Consider the following 21,104-nt stretch of genomic DNA (forward strand, 5'->3'; position numbering starts at 1 on the left):
TAACTAAGAAAAATCTTATCAAATAATTCATGTCAATCCTAAGTTAAATTTTATATTTAATATTCCATTGATTAACCTGCGATATATTTAATTAATTTTACTTAGGATTTTGATATCAGACAAAAAAGGCGAGATTTTGTACAATATATTTTAATGATCCTTATCTTTTCCCAATGAATACATTATGTTTTCACTCTGCTAGAGTCATCACGTTACCTTATTCTCGCCGTGTCAGGAGGTTTCCCGTGCTTTTGTCCAGTCTGATTGCGATTGCCGCTGTGTTGATGATGGGGGTAATGAGCCCTGGTCCGAGTTTTATTTACGTTGCGCGTAATTCACTGGCGCACTCACGTGTGCATGGTTTAGTGACTTCGCTGGGAATGGGGGTTGGTGCGGCGACTTTTGCACTAATGGCGATGCTGGGACTGCAAAGGGTGCTGAATGCGGTGCCGGAGCTCTATATGGTGCTAAAGATAGCAGGGGGCGCATATCTTATCTGGATGGCAGTGAAGATTTTTCGTGGCGCATCGCAGCCATTGACGCTCTCTTTAAGCCATAACGACGCACCCAAAGGGTTATGGAAGACGTTTCGAGATGGATTGTTTATTCAGTTAAGCAACCCGAAAACGGCGATCGTTTTCGCGTCTATTTTCACCGCACTGCTGCCAGCCACTATTCCAACGATCTTCTATTATGTGATCCCGCTGATGAGCTTTGTGATAGATGCAGGCTGGTATTCGCTGGTGGCGCTGCTGCTCTCAGCCGAGAAACCGCGCCGCGTCTATTTGCGTATCAAAACGGCGGTGGACAGAACAACGGCCACGGTGCTGAGTATTTTGGGGATCAAGCTGATATATTCATCGCTTGTGAAGTAATACCGATGCTGAGTTTCGCAAGGAGTTAGCTATACACTGGTAACCAGGAAATATTGTCGGTCAAAACGCTGGCTGACAATATTCGCTTGTATTAAAACGCGAATTAATTCTTTTTCCTGCGAAGAATTAATTTAACGTTCGCAAAAATAATCAATGCATAAACAAACAACATAATGACAAACGCAAAGAATGAGATTGGATTGGCATCAGCTTCATCAGTCGTGGAGAACAGCGTGCGAAATGTTGCATAGAAACGGTAATGGTTAAACGATTGAACGGCATTCCATATAGCAATTGACAAAATGCAGCAACGAGACAGATAAAAAAACAGTCTCGCGTTTTAACGTATCCGGTAAGCATCAAATTGACTCTCTCCCATAACATCGACACGACCATACGCCGATAATCTAATACAAAAAATCTGTGTTGCGAGGGATCCACCAAGCGATAAAAGAATTATATGTACATCGAACTGCGTTGGTCGATAAACGAAAGGCCTGTTGCAGGCTATTAATGAAAACTCATTGGCAGGTAATAAATCCAATCCATGACAGCCAGTCCGCGAGCTCAAAGCCGATAACGTGTAGGGAAGAACCCGGTGGTTCAACGAAAAATAGGCAGTGCCAAACACACTCATTTGATGTAATGTAACGACATGTTTCTGATTAATAATAAAAGGATGTTTATGAAAAAATCACTGTTGCTTTTGGTCTGTTTCCTGCCTTCTTTATCTTTCGCAAAATTCATTCATCCTATGGATTTTGATGGTTCCGAGGCGCAGAAGGCGGATGTTATTAAGTACATTAAAGATCGCGTTCAGAAAGATTATTGTAATAGCAAACTCAATATGTGTCAGGAAACGACTTTAAGAATGATGGAGCAGGAAAATCTGCGCGCATTCAAAGAGGCCTCACAAGCGAAAGACCGAAAAATAATGGATAACGTCATTAAGACATACTGCCATTCGGCATTGGACATGTGTAACTACACGACTATTGAAATGATGTACAAAGAGAATCAAAAGGCATCAAAACAAGATTTGAAATGGTAACGCCATTTTTTATCACCAGCCTCGGCATTCGCCGGGGCTTTTTTATTGCCGGTAAAAGACAAAAGCGGTTATTCCTGGTTACGGCTGTTTCATCTTCATGGCCGGGGCAATTTTCGGCGCTGGGGGTGAAAAGTCTTTTATGGCGTGCAGTGTCGTTATGCTGAAACATCTAACCCTCTGATACCCCTATAAAAGATAATGTTTACAGTGTAATAGAATAAAAGTTACCATACCCCCTATAGTATCTAGGAGGTCGCATGCCCCATTCACCAGAAGATAAAAAACGCGTGCTTACGCGCGTGCGTCGTATCCGCGGGCAAGTTGATGCGCTTGAGCGCGCGCTGGAAAGCGGCGAACCCTGCATCGCGATTTTGCAGCAAATCGCCGCTGTGCGCGGCGCAGCCAATGGCCTGATGGGCGAAATGGTTGAAATTCACCTCAAAGATGAACTGGTCACCGGCGAAACCACGGCCGATCAACGTGCGGTGCGCATGGCGGAAGTCGGCCATCTTCTGCGCTCTTATCTAAAATAAGCAATAAGCCATACACAAAAAGGAAGCGACTTATGAAATCACGTGCAGCTGTGGCCTTTGGGCCGGGCCAACCGCTCAAAATCGTCGACATTGACGTAGCGCCGCCAAAAAAGGGTGAAGTGCTGGTGCGCATCACGCATACCGGCGTTTGTCACACCGACGCATTTACGCTTTCGGGCGACGATCCGGAAGGCGTGTTCCCGGCGGTGCTTGGTCATGAAGGCGGCGGCATCGTTGTAGAAGTTGGCGAAGGCGTTACCAGCCTGAAACCAGGCGACCACGTTATTCCGCTCTACACGGCAGAGTGTGGCGAGTGTAAGTTCTGTAAATCGGGGAAAACCAACCTTTGTCAGGCCGTTCGCGCTACGCAGGGCAAGGGGCTGATGCCGGACGGCACCACCCGTTTCTCCTACAACGGCGAACCGATTTATCACTACATGGGCACCAGCACGTTCAGCGAATACACCGTTTGCGCGGAAATCTCACTGGCGAAAGTTAACGAACAAGCGCCGCTGGATAAAGTCTGCCTGTTGGGTTGCGGCGTGACTACCGGCATTGGCGCGGTGCATAACACGGCGAAAGTCAAAGAAGGTGATACGGTCGCTATCTTTGGTCTTGGCGGTATCGGTCTGGCGGCTATTCAGGGTGCCGTTCAGGCGAAGGCGGGACGCATTCTGGCGATCGATACCAACCCGGACAAATTTCCCCTCGCGAAAGAGATGGGCGCAACCGACTTTATCAACCCGAAAGATCACGACCGACCAATCCAGGACGTGATTGTCGAAATGACGGACGGCGGCGTGGACTTCAGTTTTGAGTGCATCGGTAATGTGAACGTCATGCGTGCCGCGCTTGAGTGTTGCCACAAAGGCTGGGGCGAGAGCGTCATCATCGGCGTGGCAGGCGCGGGGCAGGAGATCAGCACCCGTCCTTTCCAGCTGGTGACCGGTCGTGTATGGCGCGGTTCTGCCTTCGGTGGTGTGAAAGGTCGTACACAGCTGCCTGGCATGGTAGAAGACGCGATGGCGGGCAAAATTCGCCTCGATCCTTTCATTACTCATCGTATGCCACTGGAGCAGATCAACGATGCGTTTGAGCTGATGCATCAGGGGAAATCTATCCGCACTGTTATCCATTTCGGCGAAAAGTAGCCCTCCCTCACGCCAGCGGTGTCACCGCTGGCGCAACCAAACTCCAAATCTGTGACCGTTGACGCGCTTTTCGCCATAAGAATAATCCAATTATTGCCGATGCCTATATATCATTCCTGTTGTACGTATCAGACAAATATGAGAGTCGATAGCCATGGATAAAAAAGCAGCGATGCAAAGAACACAAGGCATTGGATTTATGCACAATATTCGATTGGTTCCCCTGTTTTCTTCCATTCTCGGCGGCATCTTAATGCTATTTGCATTAAGTTCCGGTCTGGCGGGTTACTTCCTGATGCAAGCGGATCGCGATCAGCAGGATGTCACACAGGAAATCCAGGTGCGCATGGGATTATCCAACAGTTCAAACAACTTACGCGTTGCGCGTATCAGTCTGATCCACGCCGGCGCGGCCAGTCGCATCGCCGAAATGGAAGACATGAAAAACAACGTGGCTGAAGCAGAAAAACGCATTAAGCAGTCGCAGGACGGTTTTAATCAATACATGGAACGCCCGGTCAAAACCCCGGCGGATCTTGCCCTGGATGCCGATCTCACCACCCGCTTTAATGCCTACATCGCGGGCATGCAACCGATGCTGAAATATGCCAAAAACGGCATGTTTGAAGCGATCATTAACCACGAAAGTGAGCAGGCGCGCCAACTGGATGCGTCGTATAACGAAGTGTTGTTAAAAGCCATTGATATCCGTACCGCACGTGCGCAGCGCCTGACCGAAGAGGCGCACAGCCGCACCCAGCTTGGGCTGATGTTTATGGCTGCCGCCTTTGCTTTGGCGCTGGTGCTGACGGTTATCACCTTTACCGTATTGCGCAGCGTAGTGATTAACCCACTACAACGTGCGGCCCAGCGCATTTCACGCATCGCGACCGGGGATTTAACGGTAGCCGATGAGCCTGCCGGGCGTAGCGAAATTGGTCGTCTGAGCAGCGATCTGCAAGCAATGCAACATTCGCTGGTCACGACGGTGGCGACCGTTCGCCAGGGCGCGGAAGAGATCTATCGCGGTACCAGCGAAATCTCCGCCGGTAATACCGACCTCTCTTCCCGCACGGAACAACAGGCGGCTGCCATTGAACAAACGGCTGCCAGCATGGAGCAATTAACCGCGACCGTGAAGCAGAACGCCGACAACGCACACCACGCCAGCGGTCTGGCACGCGATGCCTCCGGCAAAGCGACCAAAGGTGGGCAGATTGTTTCTGGCGTCGTACAAACAATGGGCAATATCACCACCAGTTCGCGCAAAATTTCCGAAATTACAGCGGTTATCAACAGCATCGCCTTCCAGACCAATATCCTGGCGCTTAACGCTGCGGTAGAAGCGGCGCGCGCTGGCGAACAGGGGCGTGGTTTCGCGGTGGTGGCAAGTGAAGTGCGTACGCTGGCAAGCCGCAGTGCGCAGGCGGCGAAAGAGATTGAAGCGCTGATCAGCGAATCCGTGAGCTTAATTGAGCAGGGTTCCGGAGAGGTCGTTTCCGCAGGGGAAACCATGGGTGAGATCGTCACAGCCGTTAAACGCGTGACCGATATCATGCTGGAGATCGCCGCCGCTTCTGATGAGCAGAGCAAAGGCATCACCCAGGTGAGCCAGGCGATCACGGAAATGGATAACGTCACACAGCAGAACGCCTCGCTGGTTGAAGAAGCCTCTGCGGCGGCAGCCTCGCTGGAAGAGCAGGCGGCTCGCCTGACCGAAGCTGTGGGTGCGTTCCGTTTAACGGGTGCAGCGCCGGAGCGTCCGAGTAATACTGCGTCGCCAACCAGCAAAACCTTCAAGCCGCAGCGCCCGGCGCTGGCGCAGGGTGATAACTGGGAAACGTTCTGAGTAGTCAGAAACAAAAAAGAGGCCGAAAGGCCTCTTTTTTTATGCGCAAAACCTTAACACTGGTTGGTGTTTAAGGCGCTGACCATGTTGTTGTAGTTTTGCAGCAGGGACTGGGCGTCCTGCGTCTGCTGCGATTGCATCAGCTGAAACTGTTTTGGCTGTTTGGCATCTTTCTCGTACTCGCCATTTTCGGTGCGCTCAATAATGTCGCGGCCGGTGGAGAGATAGTCATTGGCTTTAGACAGAAGACTCGAGCAGCCCGTTTTGTTGCTTTCGCGAACTTTGGCATCGTAAGCGGTAGCCATGTTGTTGAACTGATCGAGCGCATCCTTAAATGCCGCCTTCTTATCGCCCAGCCCTTTGCCATCCAGCACGCCACCGGCGGCATCCAGGCTCTCTTTCAGGTAGTAAACCATCCCCATTTGCGCGTGCTCAAGCGTGCCTTTTTGCGTACGTTCGAATTCCGCTTTGATGCGCGCACGATCTTTTGCCTCGATACCCTCAAAGAAATTCGCCTGCGCAACGACCAGCATCTGCATGCTGCTCAATAACGCGGGCTGGATCTCGCGACCATGAGCGCCATTATCGCTTTTGTACGTTTTTGCGCTGATGTAGTTGTACATATCACGGCTTACCGGTTCGGCTTTTGCCAGCGCTTCGCTGTAAAGACGCCCCGGTTCATCCAGTTCCGGCATATCCGGCTTCATGCTGTGCGCTTTATCCAGATGTTCTTTAATACGCCCCATAGAGAGCGGTTCAGTAAAAAACAGATCATCCATTTTCTTTTGGCCATCGAAAGCGGGCTGTGTGTACTTCTGGTATTCAGCAAGTTGTTTACCGAAGTTGGCCGAGGTCATGTTAGCTGCGGCAATATATTCGTTGTACTTCAGCACTTCGGCCTGTTCGGCTGACGGCTGCGCTTCTTGCGTTTTGGTGGTTTTGTCGTCACAGGCTGACAGTGCCAGCAGGCAGGCGGCAACCGCCAGCGTACGTGCGACAGGTTTGGCGATGAACATCCCATTCTCCTTGTCCGAAAAAAGAAAAAAACGACTCATTATTGCTGAGCGCGGCACAGGTTAGCATCAATGCCCGGTTGGCAAGGGGCATGCCACCTGAATTGGTAGGTTTTGAAAAAAGGTGAAATTGCCCGGCAGACAGCGCCACCGGGCTGGGTTCAGGAGTGTGCTGCGTTAAATAAAACTGTCGTCATCGTTGCTGTAATCGGTGTCATCAAAATCATCGTTCTGGTAAGAGTCATTGCCGAACGAATCGTTCTGATCGAGAAAACGGGTGTCGGAAGCATTATTAAAGGTGTCGTTCTGCGCGTTTTCAAATGACGAATTGCCCGCCGCCGTCGAAGGTTCTTCAATAATATTCACGATCTCTTCCGGGCGGGACTGATGGAACATGCTGGTCAACATTTCGGCCAATACCACACCACCTGCAACGCCTGCCGCAGTTTGCAAGGCACCGGCCATAAAACCGCTTCCGCGTGGGGCGGGTGCTGCCGCACGCGAATAGTCCTGCTGTGGCTGCTGTGGAGCACTCCAGCTATTGTCCGGCTGCGGACTCTGGCTTCTCCCGCCACCAAACAGGCCGCCGAGGAAACTGCCACCACCAGTTTGCGGTTTGCTTTTTTGCGCTGCCAGTTCGCTTTCCAGTTGCTGAACTTTGCTCTGGAGCTGTTTTAGCGCCGCTTCCTGAATCAGGATCGATTGCGCCATGTAGTACGGCGCGGCAGGTTGCTGGCGCACAAATTCCGCTATCTGACGCTCAGCCTCGGCGTCGCGCTGGCCGTTCTGTTGCTCGGTCTGTTTCAGACGCTGGAAAAGGCCGTTGATAAGCTGCTGTTCTTCATATTGCATGGCAATAACCTTCCGATCGCTGTGATAGATACTGTTGAGTTTATCAGTGCTATGAATACGTGTCCGATGAGTGAAATGTTTGTTTAACATTGGTTGCAGCTGGGCAAAAAATTGCTGTGAAGGAGGGATGTTCTGGCGACTCTCGTTGCCTCTTCAAAAGGCAACATATATGAATTACCATATCTGTTGTTTGACATCATTAAGGTAAGCGCATGCTGCAACCCGTTCAGCTTTTTAAAATCCTCGCCGATGAAACGCGGTTAACCATCGTGCTGTTGCTCAGAGAAGCCGGTGAACTTTGCGTGTGTGATATTTGCGCAGCGGCGGGGGAGTCGCAGCCTAAAATTTCCAGGCACATTGCGATGTTACGTGAATATGGTCTGGTCGTTGATCGGCGTGCGGGGAAATGGATCCATTATCGACTGTCACCTCATATGCCCGCCTGGGCGGCGGCAACAATTGACACAGCATGGGATTGCTTGCGTGAAGAGACGCGAGCCAAACTGAAATCGGTGCCTTTGGGTTCGTGTTGATAACAAAACATATTCATCAATTCGTATGTCATGGAGTCTGAAATGTTACTGGCTGGAAGCATCTTTATTTTCACCCTCGTGCTGGTTATCTGGCAACCCAAAGGGTTGAGTATTGGCTGGAGCGCAACGCTTGGCGCGGTGCTGGCGCTGGTCTGTGGTGTGATTCATATGAACGATATTCCGGCGGTGTGGAATATCGTCTGGAACGCGACAGCGACGTTTATTGCCGTCATTATCATCAGCTTGCTGCTGGATGAGTCGGGTTTTTTCGAATGGGCAGCGCTGCATGTTGCACGCTGGGGCAACGGGCGCGGGCGGTTGCTGTTCACCTATATTGTGTTGTTAGGCGCCGCGGTCGCAGCCCTGTTTGCCAACGATGGTGCCGCGCTGATCCTGACACCGATTGTCATTGCCATGTTGCTGGCGCTTGGTTTCAGCCCGCGAGCCACATTGGCGTTCGTGATGGCCGCAGGTTTTATTGCCGATACCGCCAGTCTGCCGCTGATTGTCTCGAATCTGGTTAATATCGTATCGGCAGACTTTTTCCACCTGGGATTCACCGCCTACGCTTCCATCATGGTGCCGGTGGACATCGCGGCAATCGCGGCGACACTTACCATGCTCCACCTCTTTTTCCGCCGTGAAATTCCGCAAACTTATGCCGTGGATAAACTGGCAGCACCTGGCCGCGCAATTAAAGATCCGGCGACATTTCGCACCGGCTGGGTCGTGCTGATCCTGCTGCTGGCGGGCTTTTTTGTACTGGAACCACTCGGTATTCCGGTGAGTGCTATTGCGGCTGTTGGTGCGCTGATTCTGTTTGCCGTCGCCAAAAAAGGTGCAGCGATTGATACAAACAAAGTGCTGCGCGGTGCACCGTGGCAAATCGTTATCTTTTCGCTGGGCATGTACCTGGTCGTGTATGGGCTGCGAAACGCGGGCCTCACCGAATACCTTTCCGGGATTCTGAATCTGCTGGCCAATAACGGTTTGTGGGCGACCACCATCGGCACCGGTTTTATTACCGCGTTCCTTTCGTCAGTCATGAATAATATGCCAACGGTGTTGATTGGCGCGTTGTCGATTGAGGGCAGCAGCGCAACGGGCGTGATTAAAGAGGCGATGATTTTTGCCAATGTGATTGGCTGCGATCTTGGTCCAAAAATCACGCCTATTGGCAGCCTGGCGACACTGCTTTGGTTGCATGTGCTGGCGCAGAAGAAGATTGCAGTGAGCTGGGGATATTACTTCCGAACCGGTATCGTGATGACGCTGCCGGTTCTTTTTGTCACGCTGATGGCGCTGGCACTGCGCCTCTCTTTTCCTTTGTCGTGAGAGTATTTATGAGCAACGTTACGATTTATCACAACCCGGACTGCGGCACCTCGCGCAACACGCTGGCGCTGATCCGCAACAGCGGCGTGGAGCCGACGATTATTCACTACCTTGAGACGCCACCGTCGCGCGATGAACTCACAACACTGATAAGCGCGATGGGCAAATCGGTGCGCGAGTTGTTGCGCAAAAATGTCGAGCTGTACGAACAGTTGGGGCTGGCAGAAGATCGCTTTACGGACGCGCAGCTCATCGATTTTATGCTTGAGCATCCCATTTTGATTAACCGGCCTATCGTTGTTACACCGCGCGGTACACGCCTTTGTCGCCCGTCGGAAGTAGTGCTGGAGATCCTGTCTGAGGCGCAGAAAGGCGCGTTCTCGAAAGAGGACGGGGAGCAGGTCGTTGATCACAACGGCAAGCGGATCGCGCCGTAACCCGGTAGTAAACCCGTTAAATATGCACACGCTTTTTTGAGAGAACGCCCGCAGAATGCGGGCGTTGCGATCAGGCAATACGCAGCGTTTCGCGTGTTTTAGCTGGCGAGATGATAACAGGAATGGATTTCGAGGTTGGCGTACCGGTGCCGTCGCCAAAACGCGTCAGCGGAACCAATGGGTTGGTTTCCGGATAATAGGCCGCCAGGTTGCCGCGCGGGATGTCATAAGCGACAAGGCGAAAAGCCTCAACGCGGCGCTGCACACCATCTGTTGACTGGGTTTCAATATCCACCCGGTCACCATCATTCAGCCCGAGCGAACGAATATCGTCGGGGTGCATAAACAGCACGTCGCGCTGCCCATAAACCCCACGGTAGCGGTCATCAAGCCCGTAAATGGTGGTGTTGTACTGATCATGTGAGCGTAATGTCTGCAACACAAACGGCGATTGCGTTTCCGGACAGACTGACAGCGGCAGGGCGGCTGCGCTGAATTCCGCTTTGCCGGAAGGCGTATTAAACCGTAAATCTGCGGCAGCATTCCCCAGCCAGAACCCGCCGGGCTCTTCACAGCGGGCATTAAAGTTGTTAAAGCCCGGAATAGTGGCGGCAATATGATCGCGGATCAGGTTGTAATCACCCGCCAGCGCCAGCCAGTCGACCTTTTCACTGCCCAGCGTGGCATGGGCGATGCCAGCGACAATCGCCGTTTCCGAACGCTGTGTCGCCGCCAGCGGTTTGCCGATACCTTCCGAGGCATGCACCATGCTGAAGGAGTCTTCCACGGTCACGAACTGACGCCCGCTTGCCTGCATATCTTCTTCGGTACGGCCAAGCGTCGGCAGGATCAGCGACTGTTTACCCGGCATCAAATGGCTGCGGTTCAGTTTGGTGCTGATGTAGACCGTCAGCCCGCAACGGCGCAGCGCTTCACAGGTGCGTGGCGTATCCGGCGCGGCGGCGGCCAGATTGCCACCGAGGGCAAGTAGCACTTTCACTTCATCACGCAGCATCGCCGAAATGGCCTCCACCGTATGATGCCCGTGCTCGCGCGGTGGTTCGAAGTTGAAATGACGGGCAAGGCTGTCGAGCAGGGCGACCGGCGGTTTTTCATCGATCCCCATCGTGCGGTTGCCCTGCACATTGCTGTGTCCGCGCACCGGGCACAGCCCCGCGCCCGGTTTGCCCAGGTGGCCGCCAAGCAGTTGCAGGTTAGTGATTTCCCGTACCGTGTTCAGCGAGTGCTTGTGCTGGGTAATGCCCATTGCCCAGGTACAAATCACGCGTTTTGCGTTCTGCCAGATGGCTGCCGCCTCGCGTAATTGCTGCTGTTTCAGACCAGATTGCTGTTCAATGGTCTGCCAGTCGGTGGCATCGATTTGCGCAAACCAGTCCTCAATGCCGTGGGTGTGCTGCGCAATAAAGGCATCGTCAAAAATACTCGCCTCGCCGTTAGCCAGCCGCTGGCGCTGCGTTTCCAGCAACGCTTTCGCCATCCCGCGCACCGCCGCCATATCACCGCCGAGATTGGGCTGATAATAAGCGGAGCTAATTGTGCCCGCCATCGGCGTGACCACCTCCAGCGGTTTTTGTGGATCGGCAAACCGCTCAAGGCCGCGTTCACGCAGGGTATTAAAGGTGACAATGCGCGCCCCGCGATCGGCGGCGTGCCGCAGGCTATGCAGCATACGCGGGTGGTTGGTGCCGGGGTTTTGCCCGAAGACAAAAATCGCGTCCGCTTGATCAAAATCAGCGAGGTGAATGGTGCCTTTACCCACGCCGATACTGCGTTTCAGCCCCGCGCCGCTCGCTTCGTGGCACATATTGGAGCAGTCCGGGAAGTTATTGGTGCCGACCATGCGGCCAAACAGTTGATAAAGCCAGGACGATTCATTGCTGGCACGACCGGACGTATACAGTTCGAGCTGATTGGGGTTATCCATCGCCTTAATATGCTCGCCAATCATAGCCAGTGCGTCATTCCAGGAAACCGGTTCGTAGTGATCGGTTTGCGGGTTGTAACGCAGCGGTTCGGTCAGCCGGCCCTGGTATTCAAGAAAATAGTCGCTCTGGCGGTTAAGCGCTGTCACGCTGTGTTGCGCAAAAAAAGTGGCGTCAATCTGGCGGCGCGTGGCCTCCCAGGTCACGGCTTTTGCGCCGTTTTCACAAAAACTGAAAGTGCTTTTATTGTCATCACCCCAGGCGCAGCCGGGGCAGTCGAAGCCGCGCGCTTTGTTCATGCGCAACAGGTTGCGCATATTTTTCAGCGCGTTTTTACTGTCAATAACGAAGCGCGTTGTCGCTTCCAGCGAGCCCAGACCACCGGCAGCAGCGTGGTAAGGTTTAATAGCGGTTTTGAATTTCATCTCTTCTTCCGGCTGCGGATTGTTACAGCGTTAGTGTAAGTTGCGTAAGGGGTTGAGGTCCAACGGAACGGAAACGTACGTTAAGGCGATAATTCGTTGTTTATAGTTAATTTTAATTTAGCAGACGATCCTCCATCAACGCCGCAGTATCTTACTACCGTCGCTGACAGAGGATGTCATGCGCAGCCGGTTCTCCTGAATCTTCAAAAGTTCCGATTATAAAGGAATGTTTTCCTCTCTGGATTTCCATTCGGTTTTTATTGATTTTATATGGCGTAACCCCGTAATCGAATAAGTGCCAAGTATATTCAAATCTTTCGGTGAACTAATTGTCATTAGCTCACCACGACCAAAATAGCTTTCAACAGAACCGATGAAACACGTCCCGTTCAACCAAACAGGGATAACTGCGACAGGTTGAGTGACATAACTTCCAGCAATTTCAGTTCTATAATGCGCTGCATCTTCAGATGATATACCTGCAGGGACTGGGCAAATAGGTTCCTGTTCTTCTTTTTGCTTTTTTAAATAATATTTTTTAGTATTGAGTGATTTAATTAACTGTTTTTTGTCGTGATCGTTTAATGTTGGATTTAACGGCTTTCCTTCGTCTTGCGGTTGAATAGAAAAGCTACCGTATTCGTAGTGATAATAAATAGTTACACTTGGAATTTTATTGCCTCTATTAAATGGCCGCAACAAATAAAAGGTATCTTCATCATATTCACCATTAAACCAAAGTGCATAGACTTGGTCATTAATGCGAACCCACTGTCCCCACTGATTGGCTCCGCGCCCATTTTCTGAATATAGAGCACCTGTTATAGTCTGAGTGTCATTTTCAGTATTATTATTTATATCGACGAATTTATTACCCGCCCGTTTTAGAACTCCCGTGTAGCTAAATAATCCAGTTCCACCTGAGTAGCTATTAATAATGAGGTCTCGCTCTCCGTCACCATCAAGATCAACAAGTTTGCAATTAACCTCTCCATTTTCCGAATCAGCACTGAAAGTTGTGTTGATAAAAGCCTGCCATTCATCATTACTAATTTTGGTGGAAGGTTTTTTAATTGATGCTTCTGTGTTGATTGTAAAGTCAGTATGGTTTTTTAATGGGAATTTATCTGCTATTTTTTCCAGCCCTTGTCCTGGTTCATTTTGAAGCATCTCTGTCATAGTATTATAAAGTAATCTCAATGCAGAATTGTCAGACTCTACATCATGTTGGCTGCGTTGTTGAGCAGCGAAAAGTGGAGGTGCGATAAAGAAAATTAAAATAGGGAATAATAGATCTCTGTTCATCACCCTTTCCTTAACTGGTTTGATTCAGGTTTTTCGACTATTACATTGCCATTGCTGTCTGGGAATTTTTGCTCAGTGAGTACTGAAATAGCACTGCCGTATATGCAGCAGCGATCAGTGAATCCATTGAGGGCAGTTGAGTATAGAGTGTTTATTCTTCCAGGTAGATTAACTGAAGCGCTGGCCTTCCAGAAGGCAGGGCTACGGTAGTATATTTTTATTCTGGAGTTTGTATTTACGCTACATCTTTCAAGCTCATGTTCTGCATCTGAATGATAAGCCATATAAGCCGAAGCCCAATAAAAACCGGCACTGCTAACGACGTCATAATCGTTACTGCTGACGTTATTTCGCCACATCCTGATACTGTCAGGAATATCATTCTCTGTATCTGTGAGATGATTATCTATTTGTCTGATATTCCTGTTTGCATACAGGCGATTGTATTCTGCAGATAACCTGTTTTTTATATCATTAGAGTATCCGCGGCCACAAAAACTAAAGTAGTCAAAGTAGTTACCTGGACTAGTTAGTTGCAATAACCCACGTCCATGCCACGGATAATACCAGAGTTGTCGGCTTCCAACCTCTTCTCTTTGGGATAACCACTGTGTTTCCTGTATGGCATTCCCAAGAAAGCAGGCAATACGCAGAGGTGTATTAATCAGATACTTTTGCATTCCCTTATTCAGGTGAATATGAATACTATCAGCCATACTCCCAGTCGGATCTCTATAGACTATGGGTTCCCAGAGATAACTATTACGACGAGCCATTCTTATCACGTTCAGGGGAACAAACTGTTTCAGCTCTGACCTGCTGAGCCAGCAGCACTTGCGGAAATGGGTGATGAAGGCCACCGGATGGAAATGCCACAGTCTGCCGGTGCCAGGCTCACCCGTGTCAAAACACAGCGCGGAGGCATGACTTTTCAGCTGTTCATAGTCCTCCTCAGATATGGCCGGGACATCACCGGTACCGGTTCTGAGCCAGGCATAGCGCTGGTCAAAGGTGGCGGCATTCCATTCCAGCGGAAAATGACAGATCAGATGGCTGCTCAGGTCGCTGAAATGCCCGCTTTCCTGCAATCCGGCGATAAGGGGGGAATGACACTGGCTGTTACTATCCGTGTCATCGTCCACCATCCGCCAGCCCGTCCAGTGCGGGAAATCGGCATCGCTGAATTTTTTGATATCAGCGGAGGCCAGATTGACCATACCCGTTCCGCCGGGGAAGCTGACGGTACGCCACAGCGGGGCATCAGCAGGTGTCAGGGTTTCATATTCTGCGCTGATGACCCGGCCGAAGCGGAGCAGTTCAAACCCGGCAGACGGGTTCTGCGGGTACAGACGGCAGGCTGTCCGGTACAGATTGTATTCATACTTTCCCGATGAATTCCGGCTGTCATCAAGATGATTAGCATCTGTATTCACCAGCGGTTCCCCCACCGTGTCGAACAATGCAGCCGTGGTGGCGTTCTGCCTGCGGGTGAGCATCGTGCAGTCGCCTTTTTCGAAGGTCATACTGACAAACAGCGGTTCGGTACTGGTATGAACGGCATTAAGGCGGTTCGTATCCGGTGAGGCAGCGTCAGATACAGATTCGTAAAAGTGTGTGCCGGGAGGCAGATAAAAATGGATATCGCCGTAAACCGTGTCCGTTCGTCCGTCCCGGGTGATATCGAGTTCGGCCGTTGTGCGTCCGGTCAGCTTCAGCATGTTTTCGTTGTCACAGAACACCTGAAAATGAAAGGCATTGGTTTCGCTAACCATACCACTCTGCCCGATGCGCTCCTTGCGCCAGACTCTTGCTCCGTCCCTGATTGCCGGGTCCAGTCGGTCCATGAGATGCATGTACAGTGAGTAATACTCGACATGACAGTTTTCACCGATATCGGTCTGATGTTTCAGCAGCACATAGCCGTCATCGGTTCTGCCATCATAATTCAGCGGGAAAGTATCGCGTTTAGCTGTGGAAGACGGCGAGCGAAAAGAAACCACTTCCCCGTCTGCAATGGCGCGGACGAACTCAATGCGGTCGTAGCCTTCCTCTCGGCGGTCAGTGTGGAGAACATGCACCCCACCGTGCCATGATGCGTGTCTGTTGAGGGGGAAATCCCGGTTTATATCCACGGGCATCATTCTGCTGACCCATGACAGGTCACTTTCTGCGGCGTTCCGGGGACGGACAAATGGCGGGCTGATTATCATGCTGACTCCCTGTCAGATTTGTAGAATTAATCAAAGTGCAGAATAGCGAAATTTTATTTAAATAAGCATTGTCCACTGACAAAGAAAATACGGGTTACTCCTCACCCGATATTTTATATACCGCGTAGAGGGCAATATTCAGCAGACGGGCTATTTCTGATGCATCAGGCCTTCCTGCCATAGAGCCTGCACCTGTTCCCGGTTCATTGTTCGCCTGCGGTCGAGGCGGGTGTCTTCCAGCTTTGCTTCCTGTCTGCCTTAGTATGTTCCAGAATTCTCTGCTGCTCGGCTCGGGGCTACAGCCGACAGAATAGTGACCACCATTTTTCCCAGTCACCATCGGTACTGGTCCCATCATCGATAAACTGGTCAGCCACGCCCTGAGCATCAAATTCTTTAATCAGCTGGATCAGATCGTCGGTGTCGCGGCCAAGGCGGTCAAGTTTCTTCACCAGAGTGGCATCATCTTCCTCTATCTTGATGCGCAGCAGATCAAGCCATGGACGATCGACTGAGCTGCCGGAGGCTTTCGGCAAATATTTTTATCCCACAATTAACGCGTTGTTTACCTGTTGCGCAACCGGAAGAGAAGATAAGCGCGCCGGGATCAACCCGGCATCGTTTTGCGAATCGCCGCAATCAGCGCGTGAGCGGCGGGTGGCAGGGGGCTATCCACGCGGGTGATGATGCCAATCGGATCGCCGATACCGGGCGGCGCAATGGGCAGCGCGACCAGAGAGCCCAGCCGCAAATCATCTTTTACCGCGCCGGAAGGGACAAACCACACGTAGTCATATTCAACAGTAAGCTGGCGCGACAGCGAGGCGGAAAGCGTCTCCAGGCAACCAGACGGCAGCGTGCAGTTCTGACTGGCGAGCAGATCTTCGGTGTTTTGCCGTGGCACGGTACCTTCCGGTAAGACCACCACCGGCCATTCCAGCACTTTGCTTAGCGTGACCGTGGTTTGCAGCAACGGATGTCGCGGGCGTACCACCAGTTTTAGCGACTCGAGAAACAGCAGTTCATAACTCAGGCCGCTCATCAAATCCGGGTCGGACATGCGACCAATGCCTAGATCCAGTTCACCGGATTTCAGCCCGGCGAGGATCATCGGATTATTGGCAGTGGCAACCTGAATGGTGATATCCGGCTGCTGTTTATGCAGTTGACCAATGACCGCCGGTAAGATCCCCAGCGCGGCGGTGGGTAGCGCACCAATGCGGATCAGGTCGTTTTTGAGTTCGGTTTTGTGGCTTAGTGACTGCCCGGCAATGTTCACCGCGTCCAGTACGCGAACGGCGTGGGTAAGAAATTGTTCGCCCACCAGGGTGAGTTGCGCGCCCATGCGACCACGTTCAAACAGGCGCTTACCGGTGAGTTGCTCGAGTTCGTTGAGGGTTTTCGACAGCGCAGGCTGACTTAAGTTAAGGGTTTCAGCCGCGCGCCCCAAAGTTCCTTGTTGAGCGACGGCTACGAAAGTATGCAAATGGCGCAGACGAATGCGCTGTGAAAACAGACCGTTTTTTTCCATAAGATGATGTTAAAAACCGTGCAGAACCGCTGGCAAGTTAAGTTGTTTAATTTTGATAACCAGATAGCAAAATATTATTAACATTTAATCTCTTTGAGTTACAAACGGATTCTGCCCGCAATGTGACGTAACCAGCATGTTGATAAGGGTTTTCTGCGCTGCTGTTCCATAATCTTTCGTTATGTTCGTTACCGCGCTATGCACGCGCGTTTTCTGCCACGATCACACTTTGTAAATTTCCCATCACGCACGCAAAAAGGCTTCTCTACACTCCAGAGAGAACACACTGGAGGGATTACACTATGGCGTACAGCATCACGGCTGATGAGATTCGGGAACAATTTTCACAGGCGATGTCAGCCATGTACCAGCAGGAAGTTCCGCAATACGGCACGCTGCTGGAGCTGGTAGCGGATGTGAATCTGGCGGTGCTGGAGAACAACCCGCGTCTGCATGAACAACTGGCCAACGCCGATGAATTAGCGCGGCTCAATGTCGAGCGTCACGGCGCCATCAGGGTCGGGACGGCGGAGGAGCTTTCTACTTTGCGGCGTATGTTTGCCATTATGGGGATGTTCCCGGTCAGCTATTACGATCTCTCGCAGGCGGGCGTTCCGGTGCACTCCACCGCCTTTCGCCCGATCGAAGACGCGGCGCTGGCGCGTAACCCGTTCCGTATTTTTACCTCGCTGCTGCGCCTGGATCTTATCGGGAACGAAGCCCTGCGCAATAAAGCCGCCGCCATTCTGACAAAGCGTGACATTTTCACCCCAGCTTGCCGCCAGCTAATTGAGCTGCATGAACTGAATGGCGGTTTTACCCCGCAGCAAGCTAAAGCCTTTGTTGAGGAAGCGCTGGAAACGTTCCGCTGGCACCGCCATGCCACGGTGGATGCGCAAACCTATCAGGCGTTGCATGGTGAGCACCGCCTGATTGCCGATGTGGTCTGTTTCCCTGGCTGCCATATCAATCACTTAACGCCACGCACGCTGGATATTGACCGCGTTCAGGCGCTGATGCCGGAGTACGGCATTGAACCGAAAATCCTGATTGAAGGGCCCCCGCGTCGCGATGTGCCGATTTTGCTGCGCCAGACCAGTTTCAAAGCGCTGGATGAACCGGTGCTGTTTAACGGCGAGCATCAGGGCACGCATACCGCGCGTTTTGGCGAAATCGAACAGCGCGGCGTCGCGTTAACCCAGAAAGGGCGCGCACTCTATGATCAACTGTTGACTAGCGCCGGAACCGGCAAAGATAACCTGACGCATCAGTTGCATTTACAGGAGGTGTTTAAAGCCTTCCCGGACAGCGAAATGCTGCTGCGTAAGCAGGGGCTGGCGTGGTTCCGTTACCGTTTGACGCCAACGGGCGAAGCGCACCGCCAGGCGATTCGCCCCGGCGACGATCCACAACCGCTGATCGAGCGCGGCTGGGTAGTGGCACAGCCCATCACTTATGAGGATTTTCTGCCGGTCAGCGCGGCGGGGATCTTCCAGTCTAACCTCGGCAACGAAACGCAGGCGCGCAGCCACGGCAACGCCAGCCAGGCGCAGTTTGAATCCGCGCTGGGTTGCCCGGTGTTTGATGAATTTACACTCTATGCGGAAGCCGAAGCGCGCAGCAAACGGCGTTGCGGTCTGCTGTAAAACAGGTAATCTGCCAGAAATCAGTTATTTCTGGATGTTGTTATGGAAAATCCATTAACGCCGCTGGCACACACCCGCCAGGGTAGTGTGCTGGGATGCAGTGAGGATACCTTTCATGTCTGGCGCGGTATTCCGTTTGCCGCGCCACCCACCGGTGAATTGCGCTGGCGCGCGCCACAACCGCCGCAACCCTGGCAGGGCGTGCGCATGGCTGACGCCTTTTCCGCCGCCAGCTGGCAAAACAGTGAGTATTGTCAGCAGCTCGGCGGCGGTGATCCGGGACGTTTCGCCGAAGATTGTCTCTATCTGAATATCTGGTCACCGGCTTCGCGGACAAAACCGCTGCCGGTGATGGTCTGGCTGCACGGCGGCGGGTTTACTATCGGCTCCGGCGGGTTGCCGCCGTATGACGGAAAAGCGCTTGCGGCGCGCGGTGTGGTGCTGGTGACGATCAATTATCGGCTGGGGCACCTTGGTTTTTTCGCCCATCCGGCGCTGGAAGAGGAAGCGGGTGAGCGCGTTTACAACTTCGGCTTGCTTGATCAGATAGCCGCGCTGCGTTGGGTGCAGGAAAATATCGCCGCGTTTGGCGGAGACGCTGACAACGTGACGCTGTTTGGCGAATCGGCGGGTGCGCGCAGTGTGATGGCGCTGATGGCCTCGCCGCTGGCAAAAGGGTTGTTCCATAAAAGTATTATTCAGAGCAGTTATACCTTACCGGATACGCCGCGCGAGGCCGCGCTGGCAAAAGGTGAGGCGATTGCCGCGCATTTTGGGTTGGAAAAAGCCAGCGCCGAACAGTTGCGCGCTCTGCCGGCTGAGGCGTTCTGGCCGCTGGAAGCGCCATTGAAAATTGCGCCTGCACCCATCGCGGGTGATTGCGTGTTACCGGAACCGATGCTCGATACCTTTTTCGCCGGTCGGCAACATCCGATGCCGGTCATTATCGGGTCGAACAGTGATGAAGCCAGCGTGATGGCCGAGTTTGGCGTCGATCTCGCCGGGCAAATCGAAAAGATGCGCCGCGAACAGCGGCTCGGACTGGGGCTGATCCGCCTGCTTTATCCGGGAGTGAAAGGGGATGCGGAACTGGGTCGCCAGGTGTGCCGCGATATGGCCTTTACCACGCTAGGTCTGGTGATGATGCAGGCCCAGCAGCGTGTCGGGCAACCCTGCTGGCGTTACTGGTTTGATTATGTCGCCGAAGCGGCGCACGACACCTATATCAACGGCGCGTGGCACGGTAACGAAGTGCCATATGTATTCGACAATCTTATGCTTTCGGAACCATCCTGCAGTTATGTCAATCCACGCGATCTCGCCTTTGCCGCGCACATTGCCGATTACTGGGTGCGGTTTGCCGCCCAGACCGGGCGCCATACAGAAGCGTTACCTGGCCCGGTCAACTGGCTGGCTTGCGTACGCGGGCGCGACCGGTTGTTACGTATCGGATTGAATAAACATGCAGGATTTCGCATGGTTAACCGCTTTATGCGTGCGAGACTGAGCTTCTTTCGCCGGGTTATGCGCCACCATGTGAAGCTCGATTAGCCGCCAGCAACCCCTCTCTGAACGCCGCCAGACCGGCGGCTTTATTCTCCGTTTCCCGCAGCACCAGGCGGTAACTGGCACCGGTTCTGACACTCTGTGAAAACGGGCGCAGCAAGCGTCCGGCCTCGATATCTTCCGCAACCAGCGTTTCGTCGGCGATGGCCATCCCCAGCCCCTGAATGGCGGCGGTAATGGCTAAATCCATGGTATCGAAGTGTTGATTTTTACTCATGGCGGGCTGAAAAGCGTTTTGCCTTGCCAGCCACAGCGACCAGTCAGTTTTATCCCGCGTCGGGTGCAATAATGTGGCGGCTTCCAGCGCATGGCGTTGCGCCAGCGCGTGGCTAATCACTGGCGTTAACGCCTCCTCAAACAGCAGATCCCCGGCGCTTAATTGGGTGCCAAACACAATCGCCGCGTCATAAGGTTCTGTTTTGAAGTTAATGGTGTGATCGGTGGTGGTCGTCAATGCCACCTGTAATTCCGGATAGCGTTGTTCCAGATTCACCAACCGCGGCACCAGCCAGCGAATCGCACAGGTCGGTGCTTTCAGGCGTACCACAGTTTGTTGCGAGCGTGCCTGAAAGGCGACAGTTACCAGTTGCTCATACGCGCCGCGCAACTCCGGCAACAGGGCGCTGCCTTGCGGTGACAGGTGTAAACCGCGCGCGTGGCGTTCAAACAGCGGAAAGCCGAACCAGTTTTCCAGCGCGGCGATTTTACGGCTGACCGCACCCTGCGTCAGGCACAACTCTTTTGCCGCATGCGTCAGATTCAGGTGGCGGGCGGTGACCAGAAAAGCGTCGATGGCATTCAGCGGCAAAGATCGGGGCGACATGACAACTCCAGCTATGCAATTTATTC

General features: G+C 52.5%; 17 protein-coding genes and 1 pseudogene. 10 read left to right on the forward strand and 8 right to left on the reverse strand.

Annotated features, from left to right (window positions below; all coding sequences use genetic code 11):
• The first annotated feature begins 245 nt into the window (after nucleotides 1–245).
• The 5 genes from C813_RS34070 (at nucleotide 246) to C813_RS34090 (ending at nucleotide 5,459) form a co-directional block, all read left to right on the forward strand.
• Complete coding sequence (locus C813_RS34070; protein WP_017457258.1) at nucleotides 246–875, forward strand: LysE family translocator; 630 nt, start codon at nucleotides 246–248, stop codon at nucleotides 873–875.
• Nucleotides 876–1,560: 685 nt separating this feature from the next.
• Entirely contained in the window at nucleotides 1,561–1,926 is a 366-nt protein-coding gene (locus tag C813_RS34075) for a hypothetical protein (RefSeq protein ID WP_025263610.1), read from the forward strand.
• A gap of 257 nt (nucleotides 1,927–2,183) precedes the next feature.
• The gene (locus C813_RS34080) at nucleotides 2,184–2,459 is read left to right on the forward strand and encodes a metal/formaldehyde-sensitive transcriptional repressor (protein WP_016495945.1); all 276 of its coding nucleotides are present in this window, start codon (nucleotides 2,184–2,186) and stop codon (nucleotides 2,457–2,459) included.
• A gap of 32 nt (nucleotides 2,460–2,491) precedes the next feature.
• Nucleotides 2,492–3,610, forward strand: a complete 1,119-nt coding sequence (locus tag C813_RS34085; RefSeq protein WP_017457260.1) for an S-(hydroxymethyl)glutathione dehydrogenase/class III alcohol dehydrogenase — start codon at nucleotides 2,492–2,494, stop codon at nucleotides 3,608–3,610.
• Between the two features lie 154 nt (nucleotides 3,611–3,764).
• Complete coding sequence (locus C813_RS34090) at nucleotides 3,765–5,459, forward strand: methyl-accepting chemotaxis protein (RefSeq protein ID WP_017457261.1); 1,695 nt, start codon at nucleotides 3,765–3,767, stop codon at nucleotides 5,457–5,459.
• Nucleotides 5,460–5,512: 53 nt separating this feature from the next.
• On the opposite strand, the gene C813_RS34095 is transcribed toward C813_RS34090, so the two are convergent.
• Both C813_RS34095 and C813_RS34100 read right to left on the reverse strand, forming a co-directional pair.
• Nucleotides 5,513–6,475, reverse strand: coding sequence for a DUF3829 domain-containing protein (locus C813_RS34095; protein ID WP_017457262.1), 963 nt, complete (start codon nucleotides 6,473–6,475; stop codon nucleotides 5,513–5,515).
• 174 nt (nucleotides 6,476–6,649) lie between these two features.
• The gene (locus C813_RS34100) at nucleotides 6,650–7,324 is read right to left on the reverse strand and encodes a DUF2076 domain-containing protein (protein WP_017457263.1); all 675 of its coding nucleotides are present in this window, start codon (nucleotides 7,322–7,324) and stop codon (nucleotides 6,650–6,652) included.
• 212 nt (nucleotides 7,325–7,536) lie between these two features.
• Between C813_RS34100 and C813_RS34105 the strand changes: the two genes are divergently transcribed.
• The 3 genes from C813_RS34105 to arsC are packed head-to-tail and all read left to right on the forward strand — an operon-like array spanning nucleotide 7,537 to nucleotide 9,629.
• On the forward strand, nucleotides 7,537–7,857 hold the full coding sequence (locus C813_RS34105) for a metalloregulator ArsR/SmtB family transcription factor (RefSeq protein ID WP_017457264.1): 321 nt from the start codon (nucleotides 7,537–7,539) through the stop codon (nucleotides 7,855–7,857).
• Nucleotides 7,858–7,899: 42 nt separating this feature from the next.
• Nucleotides 7,900–9,192, forward strand: coding sequence for an arsenic transporter (locus C813_RS34110; RefSeq protein ID WP_017457265.1), 1,293 nt, complete (start codon nucleotides 7,900–7,902; stop codon nucleotides 9,190–9,192).
• Between the two features lie 8 nt (nucleotides 9,193–9,200).
• Nucleotides 9,201–9,629, forward strand: coding sequence for a glutaredoxin-dependent arsenate reductase (arsC, locus tag C813_RS34115; protein WP_017457266.1), 429 nt, complete (start codon nucleotides 9,201–9,203; stop codon nucleotides 9,627–9,629).
• Between the two features lie 70 nt (nucleotides 9,630–9,699).
• Here arsC and C813_RS34120 read toward each other — a convergent pair whose 3' ends face one another.
• The 5 genes and pseudogenes from C813_RS34120 to C813_RS34140 form a co-directional block, all read right to left on the reverse strand.
• On the reverse strand, nucleotides 9,700–11,997 hold the full coding sequence (locus tag C813_RS34120; RefSeq protein WP_017457267.1) for an FdhF/YdeP family oxidoreductase: 2,298 nt from the start codon (nucleotides 11,995–11,997) through the stop codon (nucleotides 9,700–9,702).
• A 216-nt stretch (nucleotides 11,998–12,213) separates the two neighbouring features.
• The gene (locus C813_RS34125) at nucleotides 12,214–13,302 is read right to left on the reverse strand and encodes a hypothetical protein (RefSeq protein ID WP_017457268.1); all 1,089 of its coding nucleotides are present in this window, start codon (nucleotides 13,300–13,302) and stop codon (nucleotides 12,214–12,216) included.
• On the reverse strand, nucleotides 13,302–15,512 hold the full coding sequence (locus C813_RS34130; RefSeq protein ID WP_025263611.1) for a M23 family metallopeptidase: 2,211 nt from the start codon (nucleotides 15,510–15,512) through the stop codon (nucleotides 13,302–13,304). Before C813_RS34130 ends, C813_RS34125 begins: the two co-directional genes overlap by 1 nt.
• A 94-nt stretch (nucleotides 15,513–15,606) precedes the next feature.
• Nucleotides 15,607–16,051, reverse strand: a pseudogene (locus C813_RS47415) (recombinase family protein); the annotation flags it as partial.
• 68 nt (nucleotides 16,052–16,119) lie between these two features.
• The gene (locus C813_RS34140) at nucleotides 16,120–17,043 is read right to left on the reverse strand and encodes a LysR substrate-binding domain-containing protein (protein ID WP_017456823.1); all 924 of its coding nucleotides are present in this window, start codon (nucleotides 17,041–17,043) and stop codon (nucleotides 16,120–16,122) included.
• Nucleotides 17,044–17,345: 302 nt separating this feature from the next.
• On the opposite strand from C813_RS34140, the gene hglS reads away from it, so the two are divergent.
• Both hglS and C813_RS34150 read left to right on the forward strand, forming a co-directional pair.
• Complete coding sequence (hglS, locus tag C813_RS34145) at nucleotides 17,346–18,689, forward strand: 2-oxoadipate dioxygenase/decarboxylase HglS (RefSeq protein ID WP_017456824.1); 1,344 nt, start codon at nucleotides 17,346–17,348, stop codon at nucleotides 18,687–18,689.
• Between the two features lie 42 nt (nucleotides 18,690–18,731).
• Nucleotides 18,732–20,240 (forward strand): carboxylesterase/lipase family protein, encoded by a 1,509-nt coding sequence (locus C813_RS34150; RefSeq protein WP_017456825.1) that lies wholly within the window; start codon nucleotides 18,732–18,734, stop codon nucleotides 20,238–20,240.
• Here C813_RS34150 and C813_RS34155 read toward each other — a convergent pair.
• Complete coding sequence (locus tag C813_RS34155) at nucleotides 20,212–21,078, reverse strand: LysR family transcriptional regulator (protein ID WP_017456826.1); 867 nt, start codon at nucleotides 21,076–21,078, stop codon at nucleotides 20,212–20,214. The two genes, C813_RS34150 and C813_RS34155, sit on opposite strands and share 29 nt — an antisense overlap.
• Nucleotides 21,079–21,104 lie beyond the last annotated feature (26 nt).

The sequence above is a fragment of the Kosakonia sacchari SP1 genome, assembly GCF_000300455.3.
Taxonomy (GTDB): domain Bacteria; phylum Pseudomonadota; class Gammaproteobacteria; order Enterobacterales; family Enterobacteriaceae; genus Kosakonia; species Kosakonia sacchari.